This is a genomic window from Cognatiluteimonas weifangensis (assembly GCF_003416885.1).
GTDB classification, from domain to species: Bacteria; Pseudomonadota; Gammaproteobacteria; order Xanthomonadales; family Xanthomonadaceae; genus Cognatiluteimonas; species Cognatiluteimonas weifangensis.
This window is the reverse complement of record NZ_QVPD01000009.1, coordinates 16,885-33,180: the sequence shown is the minus strand read 5'-3', so window position 1 is coordinate 33,180 and position 16,296 is coordinate 16,885. Positions and strand designations below refer to the sequence as shown.

General features: G+C 73.6%; 13 protein-coding genes. 6 read left to right on the top strand and 7 right to left on the bottom strand.

Going from position 1 to position 16,296, the window contains the following annotated elements:
- Positions 1 to 182: 182 nt before the first annotated feature.
- The 3 genes from creD to creB all read right to left on the bottom strand — a co-directional run bounded on the left by creD (position 183) and on the right by creB (position 3,765).
- Positions 183 to 1,553, bottom strand: coding sequence for a cell envelope integrity protein CreD (creD, locus tag D0Y53_RS09190; RefSeq protein ID WP_117202935.1), 1,371 nt, complete (start codon positions 1,551 to 1,553; stop codon positions 183 to 185).
- An 87-nt stretch (positions 1,554 to 1,640) separates the two neighbouring features.
- The gene (gene creC / locus D0Y53_RS09185; RefSeq protein ID WP_117202934.1) at positions 1,641 to 3,086 is read right to left on the bottom strand and encodes a two-component system sensor histidine kinase CreC; all 1,446 of its coding nucleotides are present in this window, start codon (positions 3,084 to 3,086) and stop codon (positions 1,641 to 1,643) included.
- 13 nt (positions 3,087 to 3,099) lie between these two features.
- Positions 3,100 to 3,765, bottom strand: a complete 666-nt coding sequence (gene creB / locus D0Y53_RS09180) for a two-component system response regulator CreB (RefSeq protein WP_117202933.1) — start codon at positions 3,763 to 3,765, stop codon at positions 3,100 to 3,102.
- Positions 3,766 to 3,819: 54 nt separating this feature from the next.
- On the opposite strand from creB, the gene D0Y53_RS09175 reads away from it, so the two are divergent.
- A complete protein-coding gene (locus D0Y53_RS09175) occupies positions 3,820 to 4,680 on the top strand; it encodes a 23S rRNA (adenine(2030)-N(6))-methyltransferase RlmJ (protein ID WP_117203004.1) in 861 nt (286 codons plus the stop codon).
- A gap of 124 nt (positions 4,681 to 4,804) precedes the next feature.
- On the opposite strand, the gene D0Y53_RS09170 is transcribed toward D0Y53_RS09175, so the two are convergent.
- Positions 4,805 to 5,731, bottom strand: coding sequence for a cation diffusion facilitator family transporter (locus D0Y53_RS09170; protein WP_117202932.1), 927 nt, complete (start codon positions 5,729 to 5,731; stop codon positions 4,805 to 4,807).
- Between the two features lie 187 nt (positions 5,732 to 5,918).
- Here D0Y53_RS09170 and D0Y53_RS09165 point away from each other — a divergent pair, with 187 nt between their 5' ends.
- From D0Y53_RS09165 to D0Y53_RS09145, 5 genes are all read left to right on the top strand, one after another.
- Positions 5,919 to 6,455 (top strand): GNAT family N-acetyltransferase, encoded by a 537-nt coding sequence (locus D0Y53_RS09165; protein WP_117202931.1) that lies wholly within the window; start codon positions 5,919 to 5,921, stop codon positions 6,453 to 6,455.
- A 140-nt stretch (positions 6,456 to 6,595) separates the two neighbouring features.
- Positions 6,596 to 10,066, top strand: coding sequence for a transcription-repair coupling factor (mfd, locus tag D0Y53_RS09160; RefSeq protein ID WP_117203003.1), 3,471 nt, complete (start codon positions 6,596 to 6,598; stop codon positions 10,064 to 10,066).
- A gap of 233 nt (positions 10,067 to 10,299) precedes the next feature.
- Positions 10,300 to 10,704: a hypothetical protein gene (locus tag D0Y53_RS09155; RefSeq protein WP_147319049.1), complete on the top strand. Its 405-nt coding sequence runs from the start codon at positions 10,300 to 10,302 to the stop codon at positions 10,702 to 10,704.
- 129 nt (positions 10,705 to 10,833) lie between these two features.
- Entirely contained in the window at positions 10,834 to 11,694 is an 861-nt protein-coding gene (locus D0Y53_RS09150; RefSeq protein WP_117202929.1) for a pirin family protein, read from the top strand.
- Between the two features lie 92 nt (positions 11,695 to 11,786).
- Complete coding sequence (locus D0Y53_RS09145) at positions 11,787 to 12,308, top strand: hypothetical protein (protein ID WP_117202928.1); 522 nt, start codon at positions 11,787 to 11,789, stop codon at positions 12,306 to 12,308.
- A 204-nt stretch (positions 12,309 to 12,512) separates the two neighbouring features.
- Here D0Y53_RS09145 and D0Y53_RS09140 read toward each other — a convergent pair whose 3' ends face one another.
- From D0Y53_RS09140 to rlmKL, 3 genes are all read right to left on the bottom strand, one after another.
- The gene (locus D0Y53_RS09140; RefSeq protein ID WP_117202927.1) at positions 12,513 to 13,385 is read right to left on the bottom strand and encodes a pirin family protein; all 873 of its coding nucleotides are present in this window, start codon (positions 13,383 to 13,385) and stop codon (positions 12,513 to 12,515) included.
- A gap of 94 nt (positions 13,386 to 13,479) precedes the next feature.
- A complete protein-coding gene (locus D0Y53_RS09135) occupies positions 13,480 to 14,094 on the bottom strand; it encodes a class I SAM-dependent methyltransferase (RefSeq protein WP_117202926.1) in 615 nt (204 codons plus the stop codon).
- A 35-nt stretch (positions 14,095 to 14,129) separates the two neighbouring features.
- Positions 14,130 to 16,289, bottom strand: coding sequence for a bifunctional 23S rRNA (guanine(2069)-N(7))-methyltransferase RlmK/23S rRNA (guanine(2445)-N(2))-methyltransferase RlmL (gene rlmKL / locus D0Y53_RS09130; protein WP_117203002.1), 2,160 nt, complete (start codon positions 16,287 to 16,289; stop codon positions 14,130 to 14,132).
- Positions 16,290 to 16,296 lie beyond the last annotated feature (7 nt).

The window sequence follows — 16,296 nt, the reverse complement described above, 5'->3', positions numbered from 1 at the left end:
ATTGCCCGGTAGCCCCGAGTCTAAGCGGGCCGCCGGCGCCGGCACCCGGGCCTTCGGTCATGGTGCGGCCGCGGGAGTTGCGTGGAGGGACGCTGGCGCGCCTCCCGCGGCGACGGCAACCATGCCGGTCGCAAACGGCAGACGCGCGGCGGTGGACGGCGCCGCCACCGGCGTCCGCGATTTCAGCCCTGCGAGGGCAGCCGGGCGGCGGGCTGGTACCAGTCCACGCGCCGGGTCACGACCATGATCGCCGCCAGGATCAGGAACAGCAGTCCGGCGCCGAGCACCAGGGCGTTGTCCTCGGAGACCAGCAAGCCGTACAACGCCGCGTACAGGGTCGCCAGCAGCGCCGCGAACCCGGCCGCGCGCGCGCGACTGCGCAACACCGGGGCGAGGTAGAACCACAGCAGGCCGATGCAGGCGCTGCCCGCCGCCAGGTAGGCCCGGCCGAAGGCGATGTGCTCGCTCAGGCCGAGCAGCAACAGGAAGAAGATCGCCAGCGCCAGCCCGACCAGCCCGTACTGGATCGGGTGGATCGGCAGCCGCTCGAGCAGCTCCAGCATGCAGAAGCCGACGAACGTCAGCAGCACGAACAGGATCCCGTACTTGCTCGCGCGGTCGGTCTGCGTATAGACGTCGACCGGGTCCACCAGCGCGATGCCGACCGCGTCGATGGCGTCCGCCGCGGCGGCCGGCGGCGCGCGCCCGTCGCGCGAGGGCCCGGCGAGCGGCCGCGGCATGGTGCGGCCGGCGGCGTACTGCGCCCGCGCCGCGGTGGCCAGCGACGACACCTCCCACTCGGCGCGGAAGCCGTGATCGTCGATCGTGCGCGTGCGCGGCAGGAAGCTGCCGTCGAAACGCGGGTGCGGCCAGGTCGAGGCGAGCGCGAACCGGTTGCGCTTGCCCAGCGGCACCAGCGCCAGCGACTCGGTGCCGCCGAGCACGAAGTCCAGGCGGCTGTCGAACGCCAGCCGCGTCCCGGCCTGCGGGACCGGCAGCCGCGCATGCACGCCGCCTCCGCCGCCGGCGCCCAGTCCGGGCGCCAGGGCGAGCTCGGCGCCGTCCACCCGCAGCCGCGGCGTACCGAGGATGCCGCGCACGTCGGCCAGGCCGTAGTCGAGCCAGGGCCGGCCGATCCGGCGCGGGCGCGCGGGATCGGCCGCGGGGATCGCCGCGTCGAAACGCGCGGCGGCGCGCGCCTGCCATTCGTACACCCGTACCTCGTGCAGGCCGAGCCGGCGTGTCGAGGGTTTCAGGTCGCCGGCGATCTCCAGGCGCTCCGGGAAGAACGTCCAGTGCCCTTCCCGCTCGCGCAGCCGCTTGTGCGCCACGCCCTGGGCATCCCGATCCTCGACTTCGACGGTCTCGACATAGGGCACCACCAGCACCGGGCCGGTGAATGCCTGGGCGCCGGCGTAGCTGCGCGCGATGCTGTCGACCGCCTGTGCGCGGTGCGCCTGGCGGTCGTGGATCAGGTCGCGGATCATCGCCAGCGGCAGCAGGATCGCCAGTGTCGTCGCCAGCACCATCAGCAGCTTCCATCCCAGTCGCATGTCCGCGCTCCGCAGTGGCCGTGGCGGCAGAGGATCGGCGACGTCGGTGCGCGCACGATGGCGCCGCGGTGAAGCGGCGGTGAAGTCTCAGGCCGCGGGCAGTTCCAGGCTGGCGCACGTGCCGCCGCCCTCGCGCTCGCGCAGCGCGGCCGTGCCGCCGTGCAGGGCGGCGACCTCGGCCACGAAGCACAGCCCCAGGCCGCTGCTGCGGCTGCCGCCGCCGGGCCGCGGCAGCGAGTAGAAGCGCTCGAACACGCGCGCCCGGGCGTAGTCGGGGACACCGGGGCCACGGTCGCGGACCTCGAACCGGAGCCGGCCGCCGGCGGCGTCGGCTTGCAGTTCGACCACGCCGCCGGGCGGCGAGAAATCGGCCGCGTTGTCGACCAGGTTGCCCAGCGCCTGGCGCAGCAGGAAGGCATCGCCGCGCAGCTGCGGCAAGCCCGGCGCCAGCCGCAGCTGCAGCGTCGCTCCGGCCCGCTGCAGCCGCAGCGCGCACTGCGCGGCGACCTCGTCCGCGAGCACGGCGGGGTCCAGCAGTTGCGTCTGCTCCAGGCGCTGCCGGTACTCCACCGCGGCCAGCGCCAGCAGCTTGTCGATCATCTGCGCCAGCCGCTCGCTCTGGTCGCGGATGCTGGCGGCAAAACGCGCGCGGTCGGCGGCGGGCATCGGCGCCGCGGCGTCGGCCTGCTCCAGCAATTCGGCGCTGCCGCGGATCGCCGCCAGCGGCCCCTTCATCTCGTGGGTCAGGCCGTGCACGTACTGCTCGACGTACTGCTTGCCCTCCAGCCGCGCGCGCATCGTCTCCAGCGCCCGGCCGAGCTCGCCGAACTCGCCCGCCACCCGCGGCGGCGCAACGCGCTCGCCGGCGGTGACCGCGTGCGCGTAGCGCTGCAACGCCCCGAGCTGGCGCGCCAGCCACCACGCCATGCCCAGCCCGATCAGCAACGCGGTGCCCATCAGCACCCAGCCCCAGCGCTGCACCACCGCCTGGCTGCGGGCGATGAACGGCGCCAGCGCGCGGTTGGGCTTGGCCACGGTCAGCACGCCGACGATGCGGTCGCCGGCGCGGATCGGCGCGGCGACGTGCATCACGGTCGAGTCCGGATCGTCCGGGTCGCTGCGGGTGGAGCGCGCGCCGTAGCGGCCGCGCAGGGTCAGCCAGACGTCGTTCCAGCGCGAGTAGTCCTGGCCGACGGCGCGGCCGTCGTCGCTGTCGAACACGACCCTGCCGGCGGCGTCGGTGACGTAGATCCGGTAACTGGCCGCGCGCTTGTCGAAGCCCCAGATCTCGGCGCCCGGGTCGCGCCCGCGCAGCGCCTGCACCCGGCGCGCGAAGGCGCCGTCGGCGATGCGGCCGGCGAGCAGGTCGTCGGTCGCCAGTTCGGCCAGCACGTTGGCGGTGTCGACCAGGGTGTCCTCCATCGCCTGGCGCACGCCGGGCTTGACCTCGGCGACGAACACCCGCGCCAGCAGCCACGCCGCCAGCGCCACGATCAGGAAGTAGCCGAGGAAGATGCGCAGGCCGATCTTCATGCCCGGCTCCGGCTCAGGTGTCGGTCAGCGAATAACCCACCCCGCGATGGGTGTGGATCAGCTCGCCCGGGGCGCCGGCCTGGCGCAGCTTGGCGCGCAGGGTCTTGACGTGGGTGTCCACGGTGCGGTCGCCGCTGTCGAGCGCCTCGCCCCAGACCCGGTCCATCAGCTGCGCGCGCGACAGCACCGCGCCGGGGCGCTGCAGCAGCGCGGCGAGCAGGCCGTATTCGTAGCGGGTCAGGTCGAGCGGCTGGCCGCGGTAGCGGATGCGGCGGCCGGCGGCGTCGTGCTCCAGGCCGCGCGCCGCGGTGCCGCCGGCGTCGTTGCGCCGCAATGCCACCCGCACCCGCGCCACCAGCTCGCGCGGCGAGAACGGCTTGGTCACGTAGTCGTCGGCGCCGAGCTCGAAACCGAGCAGGCGTTCGGCCTCCGCGCCCTGCGCGGTCAGGAAGATCACCGGCAGCGCCCGGCCGGCGCGCAGCTCCCGGCACAGCGCGAAGCCGCCGATGTCGGGCAGGCCGATGTCGAGCAGCGCCAGGTCGAAATCGGCGTGCCGCGCCTGGCGCAGGGCCTCGCCGCCGGTGAGGCAGTGCAGCACCTGGTGGCCGTCGCCACGCAACGCGTAGGCCACGGCGTCGGCGATCGCGGTTTCGTCTTCGACCAGCAGGATGCGCGGCATGGCGGATTCGGGCGTGGCGCGGACCGGGACCAGGCGGCAGGTTACCCTGTGGCGGTGAACTATCGCCACGCCTTCCATGCCGGCAACCACGCCGACGTGCTCAAGCACGTGGTGCTGCTGGCGCTGTGCGACGCGCTGACGCGCAAGCCGGCGCCCTGCTTCGCGCTCGACACCCATGCCGGCCGCGGCTTGTACGCCCTCGACGCCGACGCCGCGCAGCGCACCGGCGAGGCCGGCGACGGGGTGGCGCGGCTGCTGGCGGCGCCCGCCGGCGATCCCGCCATCGCCCGCTACCTCGACGCCGTCGCCGCCTGCCGCGCCGCGCACGGCGCGCACGCCTATCCCGGCTCGCCGTGGCTGCTGGCGCACGCGCTGCGCGCCGACGACCGCATCGCCTGCTGCGAACTGCGGCCCGAGGAAGCCGCCGCGCTGAAGGCGAATTTCCGCGACGATCCGCGGGTCTCGGTGCACCGGCGCGACGGCTACGCGGCGCTCAAGGCGCTGCTGCCGCCGCACGCCGGCAGCCAGCGATACGCGCGCGGACTGGTGCTGATCGACCCGCCGTACGAGGCGCAACTGGCGGAGTTCGATGCCGCGCTGGCGGCGCTGCGCGAGGGCCTGACGCGCTGGCCGCAGGCCTGTTACGCGCTGTGGTACCCGATCAAGCGGCGCCGCGCGCTGCAGCCGTTCTACCGCAGGGCCGCGGCGTTGCCGGCGCAATCCACGCTGCGGGTGGAGTTGCTGGTGCGGCCCGACGACTCGCCGTTGCGGATGAACGGCAGCGGCCTGCTGCTGCTCGATCCGCCGTACGGTCTGCAGGCGACGCTGGCGTCGGCATTGCCGCCGCTGGCCGCGGCGCTTGCCGCCGTGCCGGCGCCGGCGCCGCGCCTGGACTGGCTCAAAGGCGCCGGTTAGCGCCGCGCCCCCGGCTGCGGGATCCGCGGGCCGGGCTCGCTGTACACCGCGCCCGCGCACGGCCTGCACGCCGTTTCGCCGCAATGTCGCACGTGCCGGCGTGCCCGCCGGCGCGGCATGGCGCTCAGGCGAGCGCCGACGGCGTGGGCTTGAGGTCGGGCTCGAAGAAACTCCAGCGCACGTCCGGGAACTCGCGCTTGAGCGCGCGCTCGATCGCGTTGATCTGGTCGACCAGCGCCTGCGCATCGTGCGCCTCGCGCATCTGCAGGTGCACCGACACCATCGCCTCCTTGCCCAACTGCAAGGTGATCAGGCTGAGGATCCGCGCGACTTCCGGCCGCGAGGCGAGGAACTCGCGCATCCGCGCCTGCCGCTGCGGGTCCATGCTCTGCCCGATCAGCATCGCCTTGACCTCGATCGCCACCAGCACCGCCACCACGATCAGCAGCGCGCCGATCGCGATGGTGCCGATCGCGTCCCAGAGCGGGTTGCCGGTGACCACCGTCAGCAGCACCGCGACCAGGGCGAAGCACAGGCCGCACAGCGCCGCCAGGTCCTCGCCGAAGATCACCACCAGCTCGCTCTGGCGGCTGTGCCGGAACCACTGCCACAGGCTCGCTTCGCCGCGGGTCTTGTCGATCTCCTGCAGCGCGGCACGCATCGACACCGACTCGGCGGCGATGCCGAACGCCAGCACCCCGGCGGCCCACCACCATTGCCGCAACGGCTCGGGATGCTGGAATTTGTGGATGCCCTCGTACAGCGAGAACATGCCGCCGACGGTGAACAGCATCACCGCCACCAGGAACGACCAGAAATAGACCGCCTTGCCGTGCCCCAGCGGGTATTCGGGCGAGGCCGGACGCGTGGCCTGCTTCATGCCCAGCAGCAACAGCAGCTGGTTGCCGCAATCGGCCAGCGAGTGCACGGTTTCGGCCAGCATCGCGCTGGAGCGGGTGAAATACGCCGCCACGCCCTTGGCGACGGCGATCGCCAGGTTGGCGCCGAGCGCGAACAGGATCGCGCGTGTGGAGTCGCCGCTGCTAGCCATGGGCCGGTCCGGAAAGGTGGGCGGGATGCCGCCGCGCCCGACGCGGCGGCCGGTCGCAAGGCGGTGCGCGGGTGCGCGGGCAGCCCGGAAGTCTAGCAAGCGCGCCGCCGCCGTCGCCGCCCGCCCGCGGCCCGGCGTGAAGAAAACGTGCATTCAGGCTTCACCTGGTTCGTGCGAGCATCCCGACATGGCCACCCGCAACCGCCTCCCGCCCTGGCACGAGATGATCCGCCTGGCCAACGGCCGCGAGGTCCTGATCCGCCCGATCCGCCCCGACGACGCGGTGCCGTTGCGCGCCGGGTTCCCGCTGCTGCAGCCCGACGAGATCCGCCAGCGCTTCCTGCACTCGGTCAAGGAGCTGACCGCGGACCAGGCCGAGCGCCTGACCCGGCCGGACCCGCGCCGCGAGTTCGCGATCGTCGCCGCCGAGCCGTTGCCGCCGGGCGAGGCGCTGGTCGGCGCGGTCGCGCGGATCGCGATCGTCGACGGCAGCCGGCAGGCCGAGTTCGCGATCCTGGTCAGCCATTTCATCGCCGGCATGGGCCTGGGCCGGCACCTGATGCGGCGCCTGGTGCGCTGGGCGCGCGGCAAGAAACTCGAGCGCATCCACGGCGACGTGCTCGAGCACAACCACGCGATGCTGGCGCTGGCGCAGTCGCTGGGCTTCCGCCGCGAGGCCGCCGAGACGCCCGGGCTGGTGCGGGTGGTGCTGGACCTGCACTGAGCCGCGCTGGCCGCGTCGCGGCACGGCCCGCAAGCCGACGCCCCGTGACCGCAGCGGCGCTCGCGTAAAATCGACGGTTTCCTGCGCTGGCGGCGATGGCCGCCGGCGCCGCCGTCGTTTTCGCGCGAGATCCCGTCCCGATGCCAGCCCCGTCCTTCCCCGCCCCGCCGCTGCCGCAGGCCGGCCAGCTGCGTTGCTACTGGCGCGCGCCGGAATCGGCGTCGGCGCTGGCCTGGGCGGTCGCCCGCGCGGCGCAGGCGCACGTCGGCCCGCTGCTGGCGGTCGCTCGCGACAACCAGGGCGCGCAGCAGCTCGCCGCCGACCTGCGCACCCTGCTCGGCGAGGATGCGGCGCTGCCGGTGGTGCCCTTCCCCGACTGGGAAACCCTGCCCTACGACCGCTTCAGCCCGCACCCGGAGATCGTCAGCCGGCGCCTGGCGGCGCTGTCCCGGCTGCCGGCGCTGCGCCGCGGGATCGTGGTGGTGCCGGTGCAGACCCTGCTGCAACGGCTGCCGCCGCTGCGCCATGTCGTCGGCAACAGCTTCGACGTGCGCGTCGGGCAGACACTGGACCTGGACGCCGAGAAGCGCCGGCTCGAGGCCGCCGGCTACCGCAACGTGCCGCAGGTGCTGGACCCGGGCGACTTCGCCGTGCGCGGCGGGCTGCTCGATGTCTACCCGATGGGCGCGGTCGAACCGTACCGGGTCGAACTGCTGGACGACGCGATCGACTCGATCCGCGCGTTCGATCCGGAAACGCAGCGCTCGCTCGACAAGGTCGACGCGGTGCGGCTGCTGCCCGGCCGCGAAGTGCCCCTGGACGAGGCCGCGACCCGGCGCGCGCTGGCGGCGCTGCGCGAACGCTTCGACATCGACACCCGCCGCAGCGGCCTGTTCCAGGATCTGAAAGCCGGCATCGCCCCGGCCGGGATCGAGTACTACCTGCCGCTGTTCTTCGAGTCCACGGCGACGCTGTTCGACTATCTCGACGCCTCGGTCCTGCCGCTGCTCGCCGACGGCGCGCTGGCGGCCGCCGAGCAGTTCTGGCAGCAGACCGGCGAGCGCCACGAGCAGCGCCGCCACGACCTGGAACGCCCGCTGCTGCCGCCGGCCGAGCTGTACCTGTCGCCGCAGGCGCTGCGCGAACGCCTCAACGCCGGCGCCCGGATCGAGGTCTGCGATGCGCAGCATCCGCGCCACGCCGAGGCGCAGCCGCTGCCCGTGCAGCGCCCGCCGGATCTGCCGGTCGCGGCCCGCGACGGCCCGCCGGCGGCCGCGCTGCGCGCGTTCCTGGCCGCTTACCCGGGCCGGGTACTGGTCGCGGCCGATTCCCCGGGCCGCCGCGAAGCGCTGGGCGAGCTGCTGCTGGCCGCGGAGCTGCGCCCGCAGACGCTGCCGGGCTGGCCGGAGTTCCTCGCCGGCGACGCGCGTTTCGCGCTCGCGGTCGCGCCGCTGGAGGACGGGTTCGCGCTCGACGGCGATGGCGGCGCGGTCGCGGTGCTCACGGAGCGCCAGCTGTTCCCGGACCGCGCGCCGCCGCCGCGGCGGCGCAAGCGCGCCGGGCGCGAGCCCGAGGCGATCGTCCGCGAGCTCGGCGAGCTCAGCGAAGGCGCGCCGATCGTGCACGAGGACCACGGCGTCGGCCGCTACCGCGGGCTGGTGACGCTGCAGGCCGGCGGCCTGCCCGGGGAATACCTGGAGATCGAATACGCCAAGGGCGACCGCCTGTACGTGCCGGTGGCGCAGCTGCACCTGATCAACCGTTATTCCGGCGCCTCGCCGGAGACCGCGCCGCTGCATTCGCTCGGCGGCGAGCAATGGGCCAGGGCCAAGAAGAAAGCCGCGGAGAAGGTCCGCGACGTCGCCGCCGAGCTGCTGGAGATCCAGGCCAAACGCCAGGCGCGGGCGGGCCTGGCGCTGCCCGTGGACCGAGCGCTGTACGAGCCGTTCGCGGCCGCGTTCCCGTTCGAGGAGACGCCGGACCAGCACGCCGCGATCGAGGCGGTGATCCGCGACCTGGGTTCGTCGCAGCCGATGGACCGCGTGGTCTGCGGCGACGTCGGCTTCGGCAAGACCGAGGTCGCGGTGCGCGCCGCCTTCGTCGCCGCCACCGCCGGCAGGCAGGTCGCGGTGCTGGTGCCGACCACGCTGCTGGCCGAGCAGCACTACCGCAATTTCCGCGATCGCTTCGCCGACTGGCCGCTGCGGGTGGAGGTGCTGTCGCGCTTCAAGACCGCCAAGGAGATCAAGGCCGAGCTGGAGAAGCTGGCGCGCGGCGAGATCGACGTGATCGTCGGCACCCATCGCCTGTTGCAGAAGGACGTGCGCTTCAGGGACCTGGGCCTGGTGATCGTCGACGAGGAGCAGCGCTTCGGCGTGCGCCAGAAGGAAGCGCTGAAGGCGCTGCGCGCCAACGTGCACCTGCTGACCCTGACCGCGACCCCGATCCCGCGCACGCTCAACATGGCGATGGCGGGCCTGCGCGACCTGTCGATCATCGCCACGCCGCCCGCGCACCGGATGGCGGTGCAGACCTTCGTCGTGCCGTGGGACGGGGCGCAGCTGCGCGAGGCGCACCAGCGCGAACTGGCGCGCGGCGGCCAGGTGTACTTCCTGCACAACGACGTCGAATCGATCGGCCGCATGCAACGCGAGCTGCAGGAGCTGGTGCCGGAGGCGCGCATCGGCGTCGCCCACGGCCAGATGCCCGAGCGCGAGCTGGAACGGGTGATGCTCGATTTCAACAAGCAGCGCTTCAACGTGCTGCTGTGCACGACCATCATCGAGTCCGGCATCGACATCCCCAACGCCAACACCATCATCATGAACCGCGCCGACAAGCTCGGCCTGGCGCAGATGCACCAGCTGCGCGGGCGCGTGGGCCGCTCGCACCACCGCGCCTACGCCTACCTGGTGGTGCCGGACAAGCGCAGCATCAGCAGCGACGCGCGCAAGCGGCTGGAGGCGATCGCCTCGATGGACGCGCTCGGCGCCGGCTTCACCCTGGCCACCCACGACCTGGAGATCCGCGGCGCCGGCGAGCTGTTGGGCGAGGACCAGAGCGGGCAGATGGCCGAGGTCGGCTTCAGCCTCTATACCGAGCTGCTGGAGCGCGCGGTGCGCTCGATCCGCCGCGGCGAGCTGCCCGACACCGACGCCGCGGCCGCGCACGGCGCCGAGGTCGAACTGCACCTGCCGGCGCTGATCCCCGAAGACTACCTGCCCGACGTGCACACGCGGCTGACCCTGTACAAGCGCATCAGCAGCGCGCGCGACGCCGAGGAACTGCGCGAACTGCAGGTGGAAATGATCGACCGCTTCGGGCTGCTGCCGGAACCGGCGAAGCACCTGTTCGCGGTCGCCGGGCTCAAGCACGACGCCTCCGCGCTGGGCATCCGCAAGCTCGACCTCGGCCCGGCCGGCGGCCGCGTGCAGTTCGAGGCCAAGCCGCACGTCGATCCGCTGACCGTGATCCAGCTGATCCAGCAGCAGCCGAAGCGCTACGCGATGGACGGCCCAGACAAGCTGCGGCTGAAACTCGACCTGCCCGACGCCGCCAGTCGCCTGCAGGCCGCACGCGGACTGCTGGCGGCGCTGGCGCCGGCGGCATAGGGCGTCGCGGGCGCAGCGCCGATGCACGGCATGACGCGATGCCCGCCCCCCGCGCCTCCCGCACGGCCGCGCGCGCCGCTGCCGTACGCGACGGCAGCGGTCGCGGCGCCCGCCCTCGCCACCGCTGCGTCCGCTGCGGCCACGTTTGGGCTGTCAGGCCGCCAAGGCCGGCATTCACTCCCCAGCCGCCATTCCGGCCCTAGACTCTGGCGTTCCCTCCACAGGAGTCCCGCATGTCCTGTTTGCGTCCCGCGTTCGCCGTCGCCTGCCTTGCGCTGGCCGCCTGCACCGGCGTGGCCGCCCATGGCGACAGCGGCAGGAGCGAGCCGATGATCGCCGACGGCACCGACTTCGGCATGCGCCCCGGCGACACGGTGACGCTGGCCGACCGCAGCACGCTGCGCTACCTGCGCCTGGTCAACGACTCGCGCTGCCCGCCCGACGTGCAGTGCATCTGGGCGGGCAACGCCGAGATCGCGTTCGCATGGCACGACGCAGCCGGCGCGCGCGCGACGTTCAGCCTGCACACCACGGTCGGCGACAAACAGCACCGGCTCGGTACCCGCATGCTGACGCTGCGGTCGCTGGCGCGCGGCGATGCCCCGCAGGCGCAGCTGCACATCGACATCGCACCCTGAACACAGGTCCCGGCGGCGCCCGGCGGCCGGCCGCAGCGGGCACCGGGGGAACGCAGTGTCGTGCCGCAGCGGATTGACCGCGCCCGCGCGGCTGGCATGCTGGGCCATGCCTGCCATCGGAGCACCGCCATGACCCTCCTCGTCGCTCCCCGCGTGCACGACCTCGGCGGTTTCCAGGTGCGGCGCGCGGTGCCGTCGCTGCAAGCGCGCAGCGTCGGCCCGTTCGTGTTCGTCGACCACATGGGCCCGACCGTGTTCGCGCCCGGGCGCGGCATCGACGTGCGCCCGCACCCGCACATCGGCCTGGCCACGGTGACCTTCCTGTGGGCGGGGACCATCACCCATCGCGACAGCCTCGGCAGCCTGCAGGACATCACCCCCGGCGACGTCAACTGGATGACCGCCGGCCGCGGCATCGCCCACTCCGAGCGTTCGCCGCAGGCCCTGCGCGGCGGCGAACACCCGCTGCACGGCATGCAGACCTGGGTGGCGCTGCCGCGCGCGCACGAGGAAACCGCGCCGGAATTCCACCACCACCCCGCCGCGACCCTGCCGCAGGCGCAGCATGGCGGCGCGCGGCTGCGGGTGATCGCCGGCCGCGGCTACGGGCTGGAGGCGCCGGTGCGCGTGTTCGCCGACACCCTCAACGTCGCCCTGGACCTGGCGCCGGACGCGGAGCTCGTGCTGGAGCCCTCGCACCCGGAGCGCGCGCTGTACCTGCTGGAGGGCGCCGCGCAGCTCGACGGCGCCGACCTGCCGCCGCAACACCTGGTGGTGCTGGACCCGGGCACGCGTCCGGTCCTGCGTGCGCGCACGCCGCTCAAGGCGATGCTGCTCGGCGGCGAACCGCTGGATGGCCCCCGGCACCTGTGGTGGAACTTCGTGTCCTCCTCGCGCGAGCGCATCGAGCAGGCCAAGCTGGACTGGGAGGCGGGGCGCTTCGGCGCGGTACCGGGCGACGAGGAGCGCATTCCGCTGCCGGAACGCTGAACGGCGCGGCGGTCGCAATGCCGGAGCGGCGTTTGTCTGCGCCCGTCGATCTGGATTATGTTCGGGCCGTGTCCGCTCTCGAGGGTGATCGCATGAACCGGATCACGACATCGCTGCCGCTGCTCGCCGGCCTGCTGCTCGCCGGCCACGTCCACGCGCAACAGGACCCGGCACAAGCCGCGCCGCAGGATCCCGCGCAACAGGCGCAAGCAGCGCCGGCACCGCAGCCGGCGTTCTGTCCGCAACTGCCGGCTGCGGCCGGCCTTGTCTGGGAAGCCCGCAGCAGCTCCGCCGGCGATTTCTGCCGGGCGCTGCGCAGCGACGGCTCCGAAGCCTTCGGCCTGTACATCACCGCGCAGCCGAGCTTCGAGCCCAGCCCGCGCAACCGCGAGGAAATCAGCAGCATCGACGGCCACAGCGTGATCTGGTACCGCGCCGAGATCGCCACCAACCCGGGCGTGCAGGCGCGCGAAACGCTGCTGCCGCTGGCCGACGGCCGCCATGCGCACATCTGGCTGCAGGCCGACTCGGTCGATGCGCTCGCCGCCGGTTACCAGCTGCTGGCCAGCCTGCGCTTCGGCGGCGGCGCTCCGGAGCAGGCCGCAGGCGACTGAGCGTCGCCCGGCGCCCCGGAGACCGCGGGGCGGTTGGCATCGTCCCGACGAAGGCCTGCCCCGCGCCCGTCGAAGGGCGAGGATCCGGCGGCATCAGCCCCCCGCGGCGCATTCGTCCGCCGAAATCCCGCTACGCGACGACGACGGCCGAGGGCCGCGTGGCCCGGGCGTATCCCGGAAACGCGTTTCCTAGAAACGTGTTTCCTAGAAACGCCCTTCCTGGAAATCGACGAACGCCTGCATCACCTGTTCCCGGGTGTTCATCACGAACGGGCCGTAGCGCGCGACCGGCTCGTGCAACGGGCGCCCGGCGACCAGGATCAGGCGCGCGCCCTGCGCATCGGCGCGCACGAGAAAGGCGTCGCCACCGCCGAGCACGCCGAGCTCGTGGGTCGCCAGCGTGCGCGCAGCCTCGCCGACGCCGACCGCCGCCGCGCCTTCGAACACATAGGCGAAAGCGTTGTGACCCTCGGGCAGGCGGTATTCCCAGCCGGCCCCCGGCTCGAGCGCGATGTCGAGGTAGGTCGGGGCGGTCGCCGGCTGCTCGATCGGGCCGCGCACCGGCGTGCCGTCGGCATCGGGCACGACGCCGGCGATCACCTTTACCGCGACGCCCCCCGCCGGCGCCGCCAGCGGAATGCGCTCGGGCGCGAACTCCTGGTAGCGCGGCTCGCCCATCTTGGCGCTGGCGGGCAGGTTCACCCACAGCTGGAAGCCGCGCATGCGGCCTTCCTCCTGCTCGGGCATTTCCGAATGCACCAGGCCACGGCCGGCGGTCATCCACTGCACGCTGCCGGGCACCAGCAGGCCTTCGTTGCCGTGGTTGTCCTTGTGGCGCATGCGGCCGTCGAGCATGTAGGTGACGGTCTCGAAGCCGCGGTGGGGGTGGTCCGGGAAGCCGGCGATGTAATCCTCGGCGCGGTCGGTGCCGAACTCGTCCAGCATCAGGAACGGATCGAGCATGTCCAGCTGCGGGGAGCCGATCACGCGGGTCAGCTTGACCCCGGCGCCGTCGGACGTGGGGACGCCGCGCACGATCCGGGCGACGTGGGCGGGAGCGGAAGCGGTGGCGTTCATCGGCCCTCCTCGGGCATTGCAATGCTCTCAGGATCGTGGCGGCGGCGGCGCGCGACCAGCGCCACCGCTGGAACGGTGGATTGCACCCCAGGCCTCAGCGCGGCGCACCGTCCTGCCGGCGCGTGTACACGTAGACCGTCGCCGGCGGCAGGTTGCGCAGGACGAAGGCGCCGCGACGCACCTGCAGGCCCAGCCCGCGCAGCTGCGCCGCCGACACCGGCGAGCGGGCGCCGTAGGTGAACTGGACGAAGCACCCCTGCGCGCGCAGCAAGGCGAATGCCGCCGCCAGCACCGCGCCGCGGCCGGCTTCGTCCATGCCCAGCAGGCCGAGGCTGGAGACCACCGCGTCGAGCTCGCCCGGTGCGACGAACCCCCGGGCCAGCGCGTCCAGGCGGCGGGCATCGCCGTGGAGCACGCGCAGTTGCGGGAACCGCGCCTGCAGCCGCGCGTGCAGCGCCGGGTCGAGCTCCACCGCCAGCAGGCCATCGGGCCCCAGGCCGCGGGCGAGCAGCAGCCGGGTCATCACCCCGGTACCGGGGCCGAGCTCGATCACCCGGCGGGCGCCGGCGGGCAGCTCGTCGACCATCCGCTGCGCCAGTTCGCGGCTGGACGGCGCCACTGCCGCGACCGTACGCGGATTGCGCATCCAGCGGCGGAAGAAATCCCAGTGGCGGGCGTAGCGCCAGCGGTGGCGGGCCTGGATCTGCATGGATGCAGTCTGCGCGAGGACGGATGCAGCGGACGTCAACCGCGCCGCTGCAGCCGCCAGCAACGGTGGATGCGCGGGTCGCGGGCGAAGTCCGGCGGAATCGTCGCGGGACCGATGTCCTCGGCGACCGCGAAGGTCGAGACCGCCTCCGCGTCGAGCCGGAAACGGCGGAAGTTGTTGGAGAAATACAGCGCCCCGCCCGGCGCCAGCCGGGCGACGGCGGCGCGCAGCAGCTCCACGTGCGCGCGCTGCACGTCGAAGTCCCCCGCGCGCTTGGAGTTCGAGAACGTCGGCGGATCGCAGAACACCAGGTCGTACTGGCTGGTGTCGGCGCGCAGCCACTGCAGGGCGTCCGCCTGCACCAGGCGGTGGCGGGCGCCGCCGAGGCCGTTCTCCTGCAGGTTGGCCGCACACCATTCCAGGTAGGTCGCCGACAGGTCCACCGTGGTGGTGTTGCGCGCGCCGCCCAGCGCCGCGTGCACCGTGGCCGCGCCGGTGTAGCCGAACAGGTTGAGGAAGCGCGTGTCGTGCGCCTCGGCGGCGATGCGCAGGCGCAGCGGGCGGTGGTCCAGGAACAGGCCGGTGTCCAGGTAGTCGAACAGGTTCACGCGCAAGCGCGCATTGCCTTCGCGCACCACCAGGAATTCGCCGCGGCGCTCGAACCCGCCGGCGTACTTGCTGCCGCCCTTGCCGACCGCGCGGGTTTTCAGCGCGATCCGTTCACGCGGCAGCGCGAACACCTCGCGCGCGGCGGCGAGCAGTTCGCCCAGGCGGCGCCGCGCCAGCGCCTCGGGGATGTCGGCAGGCGCGGCGTATTCCTGCACGTGCAGCCATTGCCGCGCGGGGTCGTCGGCCTCGGCATAGACGTCGATCGCGGCGGCGTATTCGGGCAGGTCGGCGTCGTAGGCGCGGTAGCAGGCCACCTCCTCGCGCTCGCGCCAGGCCTTGAGCTTGCGCAGGTTGCGGCGCAGTCGGTTGGCGACCATGCGCGCGCCTTCGGACAACGGCGGCGGCGCGTCGGCATCTTCTCGCGCGGGTGGCAGGACCGGGTCGACCACGATCAGGGTGCATTCCAGCGCGCCGTTGAACAGCTGGTACTTCTTCGCCGCGCGCAGGCCGGTGGCGCGCGCCAGCGCGGGGTCGCCGCACAGCAGGCTGGCGCGCCAGCCGGGCGTGGCCCGCCTCAGGGCGTCGCCGAGCGCGCGGTACAGCGCCGGATCGGCCGCCAGGCGCGCATCGTAGGGTGGATTGCAGGCGACCAGGCCACGTGCGGTGGCCTGCACCGGCAATGCCGGCAGGTCGTGCAGTTCGAACGCGATCCGCCCGGCCAGGCCCGCGGCCGCGGCGTTCTCCTGCGCCGCGCGGATCGCGCGCGGATCCAGGTCGCTGCCGGAAAACACCGGGCGCAACGCGGCGCGGCCGCTGCGCTCGCGCTCGCGCGCCGCGACGACCAGCGCGTCCCAGGCGCCGGCATCGAAGCCGCGCCAGCGCGTGGGCGGCGGCACCGCGCCCCGCGCGTCGGCGTGGCGCTGCAGCCCGGGCGCGACCCCGGCGGCCATCAACGCACCCTCGATCAGCAGCGTGCCGCTGCCGCACATCGGGTCCAGCAGCGCGTCGCCGTCGGCATACAGCTGCGGCCAGCCGCCGCGCAGCAGCACCGCAGCGGCGAGGGTTTCCTTCAGCGGCGCCTCGCCCTGGCTTGCGCGCCAGCCGCGCCGGTGCAGCGGGCCGCCGCCCAAGTCGACGGACACGACCGCCCGGCCCTTGCGCAGCACCAGGCTCAGGCGCAGGTCCGGCGCGTGGGTATCGACGTCCGGGCGCGCGCCGGTGGCGGCACGCATCGTGTCCACGACCGCGTCCTTGACCCGCTGCGCGGCGTAGTGCGCGTGGGTGATGGTGGCGCCGGAAACGTGCGCATCCACCGCGAGGGTCATCGCCGGATCCAGTTGCGCCGGCCAGTCGATCGCCGCGGCACCGGCGTACAGGGCGTGCTCGTCGGCGCAATCGAATTCGGCCAGCGGCCACAGCACGCGACTGGCCAGGCGCGACCACAGCACCGCGCGCTGCGCGTCGGCCGGCGTGCCCTCGACATTGACTCCGGCGACGGTCGCGGTCGCCCGCGCGCAGCCCAGCGCGCGCAGCTCGTCGGCCAGCAGGTATTCCAGGCCCTTGCCGCAGGAGGCGAAAAACTTCAAGTGCACC

Bases quoted from the DNA above. Each gene is read 5' to 3' on its own strand.
- creD (WP_117202935.1), bottom strand. From the start codon at position 1,553: ATGCGACTGGGATGGAAGCTGCTGATGGTGCTGGCGACGACACTGGCG.
- creC (WP_117202934.1), bottom strand. From the start codon at position 3,086: ATGAAGATCGGCCTGCGCATCTTCCTCGGCTACTTCCTGATCGTGGCG.
- creB (WP_117202933.1), bottom strand. From the start codon at position 3,765: ATGCCGCGCATCCTGCTGGTCGAAGACGAAACCGCGATCGCCGACGCC.
- D0Y53_RS09170 (WP_117202932.1), bottom strand. From the start codon at position 5,731: ATGGCTAGCAGCGGCGACTCCACACGCGCGATCCTGTTCGCGCTCGGC.
- D0Y53_RS09165 (WP_117202931.1), top strand. From the start codon at position 5,919: ATGGCCACCCGCAACCGCCTCCCGCCCTGGCACGAGATGATCCGCCTG.
- mfd (WP_117203003.1), top strand. From the start codon at position 6,596: ATGCCAGCCCCGTCCTTCCCCGCCCCGCCGCTGCCGCAGGCCGGCCAG.
- D0Y53_RS09155 (WP_147319049.1), top strand. From the start codon at position 10,300: ATGTCCTGTTTGCGTCCCGCGTTCGCCGTCGCCTGCCTTGCGCTGGCC.
- D0Y53_RS09150 (WP_117202929.1), top strand. From the start codon at position 10,834: ATGACCCTCCTCGTCGCTCCCCGCGTGCACGACCTCGGCGGTTTCCAG.
- D0Y53_RS09145 (WP_117202928.1), top strand. From the start codon at position 11,787: ATGAACCGGATCACGACATCGCTGCCGCTGCTCGCCGGCCTGCTGCTC.
- D0Y53_RS09140 (WP_117202927.1), bottom strand. From the start codon at position 13,385: ATGAACGCCACCGCTTCCGCTCCCGCCCACGTCGCCCGGATCGTGCGC.
- D0Y53_RS09135 (WP_117202926.1), bottom strand. From the start codon at position 14,094: ATGCAGATCCAGGCCCGCCACCGCTGGCGCTACGCCCGCCACTGGGAT.